General features: G+C 41.0%; 16 protein-coding genes and 1 pseudogene. 10 read left to right on the forward strand and 7 right to left on the reverse strand.

What is annotated here, in order from left to right:
* Positions 1-282: 282 nt before the first annotated feature.
* From JL57_RS06425 to JL57_RS06435, 3 genes are all read right to left on the reverse strand, one after another.
* On the reverse strand, positions 283-513 hold the full coding sequence (locus JL57_RS06425) for a hypothetical protein (protein ID WP_291299771.1): 231 nt from the start codon (positions 511-513) through the stop codon (positions 283-285).
* 1 nt (position 514) lies between these two features.
* A complete protein-coding gene (locus tag JL57_RS06430) occupies positions 515-712 on the reverse strand; it encodes an antitoxin VbhA family protein (protein ID WP_034141232.1) in 198 nt (65 codons plus the stop codon).
* A gap of 207 nt (positions 713-919) precedes the next feature.
* Complete coding sequence (locus JL57_RS06435) at positions 920-1,318, reverse strand: LytTR family DNA-binding domain-containing protein (RefSeq protein WP_034141233.1); 399 nt, start codon at positions 1,316-1,318, stop codon at positions 920-922.
* 149 nt (positions 1,319-1,467) lie between these two features.
* On the opposite strand from JL57_RS06435, the gene JL57_RS06440 reads away from it, so the two are divergent.
* Positions 1,468-1,719, forward strand: a complete 252-nt coding sequence (locus JL57_RS06440; RefSeq protein ID WP_034141234.1) for a helix-turn-helix domain-containing protein — start codon at positions 1,468-1,470, stop codon at positions 1,717-1,719.
* 370 nt (positions 1,720-2,089) lie between these two features.
* Positions 2,090-2,386: a hypothetical protein gene (locus tag JL57_RS06445; RefSeq protein WP_034141235.1), complete on the forward strand. Its 297-nt coding sequence runs from the start codon at positions 2,090-2,092 to the stop codon at positions 2,384-2,386.
* A 379-nt stretch (positions 2,387-2,765) separates the two neighbouring features.
* Here JL57_RS06445 and JL57_RS06450 read toward each other — a convergent pair whose 3' ends face one another.
* Both JL57_RS06450 and JL57_RS06455 read right to left on the reverse strand, forming a co-directional pair.
* The gene (locus JL57_RS06450) at positions 2,766-3,269 is read right to left on the reverse strand and encodes a hypothetical protein (protein WP_034141236.1); all 504 of its coding nucleotides are present in this window, start codon (positions 3,267-3,269) and stop codon (positions 2,766-2,768) included.
* Positions 3,270-3,272: 3 nt separating this feature from the next.
* Complete coding sequence (locus tag JL57_RS06455) at positions 3,273-4,421, reverse strand: XRE family transcriptional regulator (RefSeq protein WP_034141237.1); 1,149 nt, start codon at positions 4,419-4,421, stop codon at positions 3,273-3,275.
* A gap of 177 nt (positions 4,422-4,598) precedes the next feature.
* On the opposite strand from JL57_RS06455, the pseudogene JL57_RS36280 reads away from it, so the two are divergent.
* Positions 4,599-5,161, forward strand: a pseudogene (locus JL57_RS36280) (NgoFVII family restriction endonuclease); the annotation flags it as partial.
* Between the two features lie 95 nt (positions 5,162-5,256).
* Here the strand turns inward: JL57_RS36280 and JL57_RS33700 are convergent.
* Entirely contained in the window at positions 5,257-5,445 is a 189-nt protein-coding gene (locus JL57_RS33700) for a DUF2922 family protein (RefSeq protein WP_291299772.1), read from the reverse strand.
* 97 nt (positions 5,446-5,542) lie between these two features.
* Between JL57_RS33700 and JL57_RS06470 the strand changes: the two genes are divergently transcribed.
* The 4 genes from JL57_RS06470 to JL57_RS33710 all read left to right on the forward strand — a co-directional run bounded on the left by JL57_RS06470 (position 5,543) and on the right by JL57_RS33710 (position 8,365).
* Entirely contained in the window at positions 5,543-5,782 is a 240-nt protein-coding gene (locus JL57_RS06470; RefSeq protein ID WP_291299773.1) for a DUF3102 domain-containing protein, read from the forward strand.
* Between the two features lie 503 nt (positions 5,783-6,285).
* The gene (locus JL57_RS33705; RefSeq protein WP_291299774.1) at positions 6,286-6,525 is read left to right on the forward strand and encodes a hypothetical protein; all 240 of its coding nucleotides are present in this window, start codon (positions 6,286-6,288) and stop codon (positions 6,523-6,525) included.
* Positions 6,467-7,810: a DEAD/DEAH box helicase gene (locus JL57_RS06475; RefSeq protein ID WP_291299775.1), complete on the forward strand. Its 1,344-nt coding sequence runs from the start codon at positions 6,467-6,469 to the stop codon at positions 7,808-7,810. Before JL57_RS33705 ends, JL57_RS06475 begins: the two co-directional genes overlap by 59 nt.
* Before the next feature lie 18 nt (positions 7,811-7,828).
* Positions 7,829-8,365, forward strand: coding sequence for a DUF3427 domain-containing protein (locus tag JL57_RS33710; protein ID WP_291299776.1), 537 nt, complete (start codon positions 7,829-7,831; stop codon positions 8,363-8,365).
* Positions 8,366-8,963: 598 nt separating this feature from the next.
* Here JL57_RS33710 and JL57_RS06480 read toward each other — a convergent pair.
* On the reverse strand, positions 8,964-9,206 hold the full coding sequence (locus tag JL57_RS06480) for a helix-turn-helix transcriptional regulator (protein ID WP_034141240.1): 243 nt from the start codon (positions 9,204-9,206) through the stop codon (positions 8,964-8,966).
* A 137-nt stretch (positions 9,207-9,343) separates the two neighbouring features.
* Here JL57_RS06480 and JL57_RS33715 point away from each other — a divergent pair, with 137 nt between their 5' ends.
* The 3 genes from JL57_RS33715 (at position 9,344) to JL57_RS06490 (ending at position 10,886) form a co-directional block, all read left to right on the forward strand.
* The gene (locus JL57_RS33715) at positions 9,344-9,514 is read left to right on the forward strand and encodes a hypothetical protein (RefSeq protein ID WP_291299777.1); all 171 of its coding nucleotides are present in this window, start codon (positions 9,344-9,346) and stop codon (positions 9,512-9,514) included.
* 418 nt (positions 9,515-9,932) lie between these two features.
* The gene (locus JL57_RS06485; RefSeq protein ID WP_034141241.1) at positions 9,933-10,328 is read left to right on the forward strand and encodes a ParB N-terminal domain-containing protein; all 396 of its coding nucleotides are present in this window, start codon (positions 9,933-9,935) and stop codon (positions 10,326-10,328) included.
* 261 nt (positions 10,329-10,589) lie between these two features.
* Positions 10,590-10,886: an IS66 family insertion sequence element accessory protein TnpA gene (locus JL57_RS06490; RefSeq protein ID WP_034140157.1), complete on the forward strand. Its 297-nt coding sequence runs from the start codon at positions 10,590-10,592 to the stop codon at positions 10,884-10,886.
* Positions 10,887-10,915: the final 29 nt, after the last annotated feature.

Below are 10,915 nucleotides of genomic sequence, written 5' to 3' on the forward strand. Positions count from 1 at the left end.
TGGTTATGTAATCAACACCATGGGGCGATATTGTCTTGAGAAGTAGGATAGAAGTGGAAGACACACTAAGGAATAAAAGAAGCTGATAAGAAACTTGTTTTATATTTCATACGCGTGACTTTACGAATAACATGATCCCCCAAACCAGCATTTCATTAAGACTAAGGATAGCCTTCCCAGTTTTATGGCGATTACTGGTTCTAAATGCACCTCAGCAGAATTCCATATAATTTCCATCAAACCGGCTTCTACCAATAAAACGCACCTAGCCCTAGGTGCGTTTTATTGCTTTTTGCAGTTAATCCGTATTAAATGGGTAATACCAAATTTACCTTTTACAGTCTGCTCATTTTCAAGTTCATATTGCCGAATCATTGTAATATCTGCTTCGTACTCAGCCAGAGCTTTTGCATCACGGATGTTTTCCTTGTTAATTAATATATCCGTTCCTTTATAACAATAGATTGACTGTCGATTTTCTAAAGGGTCATAAGTTGAAAAGCCACTACCCATTTCATCGTCCAAATTTAGCAGAGTGCCTTTCCTTTATCCTCGCAACTGCCTCTCTGCTGGTAATTTTATCTTCAAGGTACTGTTTGCCGAGTGCCTGAGCATGTAAACTTGGTTGTAATCCTTCCGTCGCCATTGAAGCCCCAACACTGGAAATTACTCTTTTATGATTCCTTACACCCTTTATAACACTCGTTTTCAAAGCGATTCACCTCTTAGGATTATTATACGCAAATCCATGATAAAGACAATTTATTAACCTACGTTCAGCTCAAAATTAACGGTGCAAGTAATCGACTTGCCAACCAATGGCAAGTCAATTACAGTTAGGCTTATCTTGTGGTCTTTATCGCGACGTGATAGACAGAACAGCGCTGCACCTTAATGCTTACATATATACGAAAGACTCTTAGCATCTGTAACTATTGCTGGCTTTCCAAGCTAATACCTTATTCAATATGGACTTAACATCTTCTTTTTGGACAGGCTTGGACAGTATCTGAAGTGGAGAAGCGGTCATAAAAGCATTTAGCTCATCGGAAGCCGTTGCAAAAACAATATGGCAAGCAGTATTGTCGCGCCGAATATATAAAGCCGTTTCCAGTCCGGTCATTTCTTTCATATAGTTATCAAGGAAGAAAAGATCAAAAAATTCCTTATCCTCGTTGAATTTTTCAATAAGTGTTTCTCCGCTATCAAATTGATAAAGATTGAACCTGACGTCATTTTCAGTTTCATATTCTTGAATCAGTATCATCAGATACTTACGCAGGATGAGCTTGTCGTCACATATGCCAATGTTTAACAATGTAATTCTCCTTCCTCAACTATTTCTGGACAGTAATGAATTAAAAATTGCGGTATAACAACAATATTATATCTCCATACTGCGTATTCTTGCAATTCCATTTTAGGTAGAATTAGATAAAATATTGTTGTATCTAATGGAGGAATCATATGCCCCCTATCAGCAGCAAGTCATACACCAAGGAAGAGAATCAATTTTTGAAGAATATAGGCTTTAAAATTCAATTTCTTCGGAAGCAGCGAGGCCTCAGTCAGAGTGAGCTTGCCGAAAAATCGGAATTGAGTTATACCACCATTAGCCATCTTGAAAGCACATCTGTCTATGGTTTATCTGTTATTGCCATTTACAGAATTGCCAAAGCCCTTGACGTTGATCCGAGCCAACTTCTAATGTTTAAGTAGTTATTAAGTTTAACGCTTTCATTTGCTATTATTAGATTGAATTATTAATTGAACTCGGCATCTGACCGTTACGAAGCTCTACGAAATATAGGGAGCAAGATTTAGTGTAATCTTACTCCCTTAAAAGCATATGCCTCGCGCCGAAAGGCGCGAGGCATATGCTTGATTATGGTTGTCGTTACTGGGAGGGAAGGCTTCCCTGCGCTCAACCTTCCCCAGGGGTACGCCCCCAACACAGTGCCAACACACAATGGGAAACTATTCTGAAAATTATAAGAGCCTTGAAAGGAGTACTTGGTAACATGTTAGTGAGCTCTTCTATAGCTTTGACCCCGAGGATTTGGGCCAACAGCCTGGAGATTTAGGTGAGGTGATCACAAAGATCGCTCTAGGTTCCCCGGCAATTTCGGCCTTGCGCTCTTTTGGCCGGGTTTGGTCACTGGCAGAGATCACGGATACCCTAGAAATCCTGTCGCTGCCCTTAAGTCGTGAAGCGAGTTATATAGATGATTTAAAGCGAACACTTGTAGCCTATCGGATGGTTTTTGGCAAGCCTCGGCAAGAAGATCTCTTAAGGTTCCTAACAACTCACTTTCAAGATGACGAAGAGTTAAAGGAGTTTCTCAATTATAGGATTGATTTAAGGCCAAGAGTGATTGGGGTTTAATTTGATGTGTAAACTAGAATTTGCTTGGCATAAGGTTTCAATTGTATCATGAAGACTCAGCACTAAAAGTGTCATAATTTTCTTTATGGCTAGGACGCGAAACGAAAAATTTTAGGAGTAAAGAGACTGGACGATTAGAGAATAGGACAATTTATTTCTCACATAACCTTTCCTTAGGAGGATTGGGGATGTGTTCCTATTGTGGCAGTATTTGAGAAGTGTCTGGAAAAAGCAAAATCAAATACGAACTGGTGGGATTGGTTACACCGTTAGTTATCAAATTTCAAGCTTTAATTAAGTGAATATCAAAAGACATGGACAAATTCGTCCATGTCTTTTGACCTTTCAAGCACATTTTGAGACTGGGATTTGGTTAACATTAACCAAATCCCAGTCTCAATAAGGCCTTTTCAACAATGCTGGCTGTGATGTATTTCGGATTAATCTTTTTAATTTCTAGTATGATTTCTCTCGCATGTGTGGCAGGGAGTCCGCCAGATTCTACTAACATACAAATTAGTTCAATCCCCCAAATTTGCGTTACGCCTTCAGATTCACACATTTGCCTTAATGGTTTATCATTAGTCACACAAGTCCAGCCATGGCTTTTGGCAAGAATTAAACATAAGTTATCTTGAAATGATAATGATCCTTTTTTCTCTGCCGCTAACATAACCTGGTCTAGTTCAGGTTCAACAAGTATGATTCCCAGTTCAGCACAATCACTATCGTTAATTTCACTAATTTCATCTAAAACAGGTGTTGCTAAATATACTTGCCCAACGTTAGTAGAAATCAATTTAATAATTGTTCTGTCACATTTTAAGAAATCAATAAGAATATTAGCATCTAGTATCAAAAAATGACTCTTTGCAATTACCATTCATTATACCCACGAAGAAACTATTTCTCTCATGGCTTCAAGATCAAGTCTGAGGATCTCAGCTCCACGGCTCATGGTAATTTCATCCCTTTCAATAGCTTTGCGGACTAATCTAGATAAACGATCTTCTACAAAGTGAGACGATGATAGGGAGTCTGGTTCAAGGGAACGCAATACTTCTGGAGTTTGTTGGAATTTGTTCGGTGGCAAAGCTTCAGGTTCTTCAGTAATACTTAGGGTTTTGCCAGTTTTTAATTTATAGGCATGCTGAAATTTTCCCCATATAGATTTTCCTAAACTTTCAGAAAGGCGATACAGGACTGTCTTGTAACTAACCTGAAATATCCTCTTTACTTTGAGAACACGGTTAATAAAAGGCAAGCCATAAGCGTCGGCCCATTCTGATTCAAAAGCAGCATTGGGCATTAAGAAATGGGACGCAAAAAAATTAGCCTCTACTTCCTGCTCAGGTTCTTCTGCGCTTAATCCCACATCATAAGCGTCAAAATGTAGAAGTAAATGTCCAAGCTCGTGGGCAGCGCTGAAAATCCATCGCTCCACAGAAATCCGTTCCCAAACGTTAACGATAATAGCAGGCCCCCCATCTTCTTCAGAAACGGATAAGCCAAAGAAGCCATCTGATGCAAGACTTAGGGGGTATACTTTTATCCCACTTGAATCAAGTAAACCGGCGATATCACGGATGGGCTCTTTCACTTTGAGTCCAAATAATTCTCTAGCCTGCTCAGCCGCATATTTAGCTCTATTAGTTCTGTCATGCATTAAAGATAATTTGTTGGCGAGGCCTCGGAATAGATAATCTTCATGATCATCTAACAAATCTTCGAGATAATTAAAATCGTCAAGCCATTGTGCTACCTCATTTAATATATTGTCCCGACTATTCATCCTTTTCAACGCTCGAAATCGCACCTTATTTAAGGTTCGAATCGGGACGAACAAATCTTGGAGTTTTACTCCAACGCCAAAAGCAATATTTTGTAAGGTTGATACTTTTGGGGTTGAGATTCCATTTTCGATATTCCGATAGGCAATTCTTGAAATTCCGGCAGAATCGGCAACTTGCGCTTGACTTAAACCTTTGGCTTCACGAATTCGGTGGAGGTTCACGCCAATATTTTTTTGATCCATATACACCACCCTTTTACTCTATTATATACAAAAAAACAATATTTGAGTACATGATAACTGAACTTGTCAAAAAAATATTTGCGTTGTATAATGATTTTGCTAAACTGATTTTCGAGGCCTACGGATAGTTTACTTAATGGAAAAAGCTAAACTCAGTCTCCGAGTAAGAGGTGCATCATGTCCGAAATCATCTATGGCCTATACGAGCAAATCATTAACGGAATCATCAACGAAAACCTGAATAAAGTGGATGAAAAACTTGTAATAAAAGATACTCAGCCGCTGGATTCAGCTGAGTCTTCCAAGATTCTGGCAGATTACCTGACTAAGATTCTGCGCGAGATTTTTGATTATATTGAAGATGGGGATGCTGTTGTCAGAGACCGGGTGAATTTATGTAATGGTATTTTGCAGTACATTGCAGAGTGTATTCAAAAAGGGAGCTTCATGCCCAGATGTTATTATCCCTGGTAGACAAGAAGGTAAGCAAACAAAAAGTTTTACCAAGCTCCGAAAAGCCCGTGAGACCAGAGACTTCTATCGCAGAGAACTCCCTCTTTACTGGGGCGGTCCATGAGCCGAGCATGATCTCTGAACTGAAAAAGGAAATCTTGAGCAGTGACAGAATCGATTTTCTCGTTTCGTTTATCAAGTGGAGCGGCTTACGGTTAATCATCAATGAGCTGACTCAGTTTACAATGGGCGGCGGCAAATTACGGGTTATCACCACTTCCTATCTGTGCTCGAGGGAAGGCTTTCCTGCGGTCAACCTTCCCCAGGGGTACGACCCCAATACAATGGGAAACTATTCTGAAAATATTAGAGACTTGAACCGCTAACATGTTAGTGAGCTCTTCCTAACGTTCACCTGGTGAAAAATTGCGGGAAATGAGGAGTACAGGGCCAATAAACTGATGCCAGCCTGCTGCAGGTCTTCCCTCGGATTGAGGAGCGTAATCGCTAACGTTTTGCCGTCGGCGGTCGTGAAAGTCAACCTTAGCACAATGCTTGTTGTGACGACCATGCGGCAGGGTGCTGAAGGAGGCCAAGGACCTGATTCCGTATGGGGGGGCAAGTGACTGGCGGAGTCGATAAGTTACACGGAGAGAACGGCCCAGAAAATGATGATCGTCTTTGATGCGTACGGGGACAAACAGTCTGCTGCCCTCAATGCCAGCGCGCAAACGCAGCGACTGCCGAACATGAACTATTCTCAGGCGCTCATCCTTCTCGCGGTCCCGGAAGAAGAACGGGAGCAGTTCATCGCGGAGATGGATATCGAAAACATGTCCGTTCGGGAACTGCAGAAGGGAGTGAAGGATCGGGACCAAGCTCTTCAGGACCGGGAACAGGCATTTTAGGATCGGGACAGGGCCCTGCAGGAAAAAGCCGATCTCCAGAAACGGTGCGGTGCCTCGGTGCGGTGCCTGACACCAACTTATGAACTTATTGTTTAGCTTGTACGCAAACGTCAATTATGACCCAAGTTCTAACTCCTCCAGAATTATGCTCGGGTCGGAAAAGGACTTCGAAGTTCAACTTCAAGGTCTTCTTTTCCTCCATAAGGGACTGGCACCTCTCGCATTTTGTCGAAGTGTGACGCGTACTACATACATTAAATCCTTGACACTATAGCTATACTGCGCCAAGCTCAAATTAGCAGGTAAATTTGTGTTCCCTGTGGTAAAGTAGAACATGGAGAGACTTAAAGGAATGCTTAGAATACTTAAATCTGAATTGAGTAAATTCACATATTACTACCACTGGCACATTGGTGGGTTAACCAAACTGAGTTAGACTTATATTACTACGCAGTTATTCCACTAGTAGAAAAGCTAAAGCAGTCATAAGTTAGAGGTGGAGCATGTCTGGAATTATCTATGGCCTGTATGAACAAATCATAAACGAGATCGTTAACGAAAACCTAAATAAAGTGGATCAAGAGCTTGTCATAAAAGATACCCAGCCGCTGGATTCGGCTGAGTCATCTAAGATTCTGGCGGATTACCTGACTAGAATCCTACGCGAGATCTTTAATTATATCGATGATGGGGATACCATTTGCTGCAACGGGTACCGGAAAGACGGTCATTGCGGCCTTTGATTATCGAGACTTTTGCAGAGCAAACCCGGGTAAACCGAATAAACTAAAGCCAAAAATCTTGCTGGGACTGACGGCAACACCGGAAAGAGGGGATGGACGAAGCATCTATTCGTATTTCGAAGGTAGGATTGCAGCCGAAATCCGGTTATGGGAAGCGATCGAACGAAAACTACTCAGTCCCTTTCATTATTTCGGCGTGACGGACAATGTTGACCTAAGACAAGTGCGTTGGGTTGCAGGAAGATATGATGAGCGAGAAATAGAAAACCTTTTTGTTTTTGAGCGAGCGGTTGCTGTCAAACGTGTTGGGAATGTCATTAAGGCGATTGAAACATATTGCCTAGAACCTTCGGACATTATTGGTATCGGGTTTTGTCTTACCAAAAAGCATGCTGAATTCATGTCAGAGGTCTTTAATAAATCCGGGATCCCCTCGGAATTTCTCATTGCAGAATCTGTGAACGAGGTTCGGGATAGTGTGAAGCGTCGTTTGGTAACGAAGGAAATTAAATTTGTATTTGTAGTGGATATATATAATGAAGGGATCGATATTCCCGAGGTGAATACCGTTCTTTTCCTACGTCCGACGGAAAGCTTGACCGTCTTTTTACAGCAGTTAGGTCGGGGGTTAAGACTCAGTGAGGGTAAAGAAGCCCTGACAGTCTTGGACTTCGTGGGACAAGCTCACAAGAAGTATTCGTTTGAAGAGCGGTTCAAAGCGTTGTTATCTAGGACTCGGAAAACCGTCGAGCATGAAATCAAGCATGGCTTTGCCAATGTACCTAGAGGATGCTCGATTCAATTAGAAAGGCAAGCCCAGGATTATGTTTTAGAGAATATCCGAAATGCGGTTAATACGAAACGAAATCTGATCGGCAAGCTCCATGATTTCATGGATATCAAAGGAGATCTAAGTGTCCGGGAGTTTTTTGAGGGTTACCATGTAATACCGCAAGATGTCTATAGCAAAAAGGTTACTGTGGTGGGGTTGGCGGCTCAGGTTGGTTTTCTTAAGGGATATTCGGTGCAGCAGGAACGGGAAAGCCTGATGGCTGCAGCGTTTGGAAGATTGTCTTTGGCGAATTCCAGGCGATGGATTCGTTTTATGCAGACGATCTTACCTCAGATCCAGTTAGGTAAAGGTGCTTTGTTACATCCGTTGACCATGCTGGAAAGATCCATGCTCATGATGGTCTACTATACCATATGGGGTAAGGGACTGGGTGATCTGGGCAATAGGTTTTCTTCTATAGAAGAGGGGCTATATTGGGCCATTAATGATTAACGACTTTTCCAAGAACTAATGGACTTACTAGACTATCAGTATTTGAAGATCGATTTTGTAGATAAGCCTTTGGACCGGTTTGGGACGGTCTATCCGCTGGATTTATATTGTTCTTATACCTTTGATCAGATTCTGGTAGCTCTGGGGAAACATACGGAGCAAAAGAGGAGCTCTTTCAGGGAAGGTGCTCTCTACCTTGCAGAGAAGAATTTGGATGTGTTCTTCGTAACCTTGAACAAGTCCGAGAAAGATTATTCGACCTCAACGATGTATCAAGATTATTCTATTAATGAAGAGCTATTTCATTGGCAGTCTCAGAGTCGAACGACGGAGGAATCGATAACCGGGCAGAGGTATATCAACCAACCAAACAATGGTGGGAATGTTTTGTTTTTTGTGAGAGAGTACAAAAAAGAGGCAACGTTTGCTTCGCCATTTACTTGTATCGGATTTGCTGACTTTCAGAGTCACTATGGCTCAGCGCCGATCAGTATTGTATGGAAGATGAAGGAGTCTTTGCCAGGGTTTGTGATGAAGAAGACGGTGAAGGTCTGATAAAGTCGATGCTGTATAGTTAGATTATTGCAAGAATGTGATAAGAAAGAGGGTCAGGGTACTTTCATTTCCAGGGGGACCTTTTCAATTATTAAGGTCTGTGATGGCAAATTCAAACTCGACTTCTTACGCTCGGAAGAAAAATTTTCTAACCCTAAGTATTCCCGATAGTCACATAGAAGAACTAGAAATTTCTTATAAAGGTGTCGGTTGATATAAACTGGTGCCTTTTGTGTTCCTGTTGCTCGATCGCATTAACCTTAGATCAGCGAGAATTAGATTTATAGTATACTGGCAGAAGGAAAACGCGGAGCACGAAATTAAAGGACATCCGTGCCTGACACAAACTTATCCACTTATTGTTTAGCTTGTACGTAAGCGTCAATTATGACCCAAGTTCTAACTCCTCCAGAATTATGCTCGGGTCGGAAAAGGACTTCGAAGTTCAACTTCAGATAATAACAGGTTCCATAGGTTTTCAATTGCCTCTTCAATCGCTCGTATGACAAAGTCAGTCTTGGTATTACTCAATGCACACTATTTATCCCTGGAAGAAGACTTGAATAAGATGTCTCAAATGGTAGGGATTATTAATGATTCATGTGAGTTCTTGTTCTAAATTGCTAAAGACATCCGTATTAAAAAAGTCCGACAGTGAGATTTCTAAACCATCACACAACTTTTTAATGGTTACAATACCAGGGTTCAGGCTCTCATCATTTAGGATGCTTTTTATAGTCGATTGTGGTACGGCGGCACGATAGCTCAAAGCATTGGGCGTTATATTCCGTTCTTTGCAAAGTTCAACAATTCTATTCACTACTGCTTGTCTCGTATCCATGAATACACCTCCTAGTGAGTTATCACTAATTAAAGCATACAGAAGAAGAATAAGTTTTGTTAGTGATATAGCACTAAGGTATATTATGTGTCATAATTAGTTATATAACACTAATTGTGCAGAGAGGTGTATTTAACGTGCCAGATTATAAGGAAATGTATTTTCAACTTGCCGCCAAAGTTGCAAATGCTGTTGATATTCTTATTGAAGCGCAGCAGCAAGGAGAATACGATTATACTGAAGAAGAAACCCCGGTTATTTCGCTTAAAAATTCTAGATCAGAAGAGAAGGGTAGTGATCAGGCATGATGATCATTTTTGAAAGCCGTAAAGAATTTTAAGAGGAGCGGGAAAAATGTGAGGATCAAGATATTGTCTATGGTGTTAAGGTTTTAAAAGGGGAGAAATTTTCGCCGGAATAAATCTACGAGGCTCGGCAAGAGGTTCCTGACAACTCACTTTCTAATGATGAAGAGTTAAAGGAGTTTCTCAATTATAGGATTGATTTAAGGCCAAAAGTGATTGGGGTTTAATTTAGCGTGTAAACTAGATTGCTTGGCATAAGGTTTAATTGCATTATGAACACTCGCACTAAAAGTGTCGTAATTTCCTTTATGGCTAGGACGCAAAACAAAAAGTTTTAGGAGTAAAGAGACTGGACGATTAGCGAATAGGACAATTTATTTCTCACATAACCTTTCCTTAGGAGGATTGGGGGTGAGTACCTATGCCCGGGCTTGTTGATTGGGTTAGATTGTCCCAAATATTCCCAGAAACCTTATTTCTATGTGAAGAGGATACACGATTAACAGCCGACATTAGAAAGAATAAATTAGACAATCCGTTAATCGTCGAGGGTCCAATTAACGATCACTATATTCTTGTAGACGGTTATAAGAGGTATAAAAGTCTGGTTCACTTAGGATGGGAAAGTGTCTTATGTACTATCGAACCAGTTTCAGATCCTGCCTACCGTATCGCAAAGCGATTACGTCGGGACTACAATAAGCAAAAAATGCGTAGTTCAGAACGGATCCGATACGTTCATTGGTTGTTAGGTCTGCAGTGGAGTATAGACATGATTAATAAGGAAACTGGCATTGCCCGGGCAGTTATTCATTGAATACGAACTGGTGGGATTGGTCACGCCGTTAATTATCTAATTTCAAACTTTGATTAAGTAAATATCAAAAGACATGGACAAATTCGTCCATGTCTTTTGACCTTTCAAGCCCATTTTGAAACATGGGATTTGGTTAACATTAACCAAATCCTAGTCTCAATAAGGCCTTTTCAACGTAAGCGCTTAATAAACCGGTGCATGGTCAACATGCTTTATCTATGAGAAACTATCTCCATAACACAAAGGAATGGAGGTATTCGAATGGACAAACAAGAACGTAAGGCGCTGGTGGCCGAATGTAGGACCAGCGGGATGACTGCAAAAGCGTGGTGTAAAGTTAAAGACATCAATTATCACAGCTATCTTTCTTGGGCCACGAAACTTAACAAAGAAGTTCAACTCGATCCCCCACAATGGGCACACGTTATGATGACAACGGAGCAACACCTCCCAGACGAAGTAAAACTGACTTGTGGTAAATGGACAGTTTCAGTTGAAACGGGGTTTAGTTCAAAACTGCTTGCTGATGTACTTTGTGTCATGGATGCTGTATGTTGAAGGACATCACGAGCTATGATGGGATTTAT

The sequence above is a fragment of the Desulfosporosinus sp. BICA1-9 genome (genome assembly GCF_000802135.1).

Excerpts from the sequence above, each read along its gene's own strand:
- JL57_RS06425 (WP_291299771.1), bottom strand. The coding sequence starts at position 513 with ATGGGTAGTGGCTTTTCAACTTATGACCCTTTAGAAAATCGACAGTCA.
- JL57_RS06440 (WP_034141234.1), top strand. The coding sequence starts at position 1,468 with ATGCCCCCTATCAGCAGCAAGTCATACACCAAGGAAGAGAATCAATTT.
- JL57_RS06450 (WP_034141236.1), bottom strand. The coding sequence starts at position 3,269 with ATGGTAATTGCAAAGAGTCATTTTTTGATACTAGATGCTAATATTCTT.
- JL57_RS06455 (WP_034141237.1), bottom strand. The coding sequence starts at position 4,421 with ATGGATCAAAAAAATATTGGCGTGAACCTCCACCGAATTCGTGAAGCC.
- JL57_RS33700 (WP_291299772.1), bottom strand. The coding sequence starts at position 5,445 with ATGGTCGTCACAACAAGCATTGTGCTAAGGTTGACTTTCACGACCGCC.
- JL57_RS06470 (WP_291299773.1), top strand. The coding sequence starts at position 5,543 with ATGATGATCGTCTTTGATGCGTACGGGGACAAACAGTCTGCTGCCCTC.
- JL57_RS33705 (WP_291299774.1), top strand. The coding sequence starts at position 6,286 with ATGTCTGGAATTATCTATGGCCTGTATGAACAAATCATAAACGAGATC.
- JL57_RS06475 (WP_291299775.1), top strand. The coding sequence starts at position 6,467 with ATGATGGGGATACCATTTGCTGCAACGGGTACCGGAAAGACGGTCATT.
- JL57_RS33710 (WP_291299776.1), top strand. The coding sequence starts at position 7,829 with ATGGACTTACTAGACTATCAGTATTTGAAGATCGATTTTGTAGATAAG.
- JL57_RS06480 (WP_034141240.1), bottom strand. The coding sequence starts at position 9,206 with ATGGATACGAGACAAGCAGTAGTGAATAGAATTGTTGAACTTTGCAAA.
- JL57_RS06485 (WP_034141241.1), top strand. The coding sequence starts at position 9,933 with ATGCCCGGGCTTGTTGATTGGGTTAGATTGTCCCAAATATTCCCAGAA.
- JL57_RS06490 (WP_034140157.1), top strand. The coding sequence starts at position 10,590 with ATGGACAAACAAGAACGTAAGGCGCTGGTGGCCGAATGTAGGACCAGC.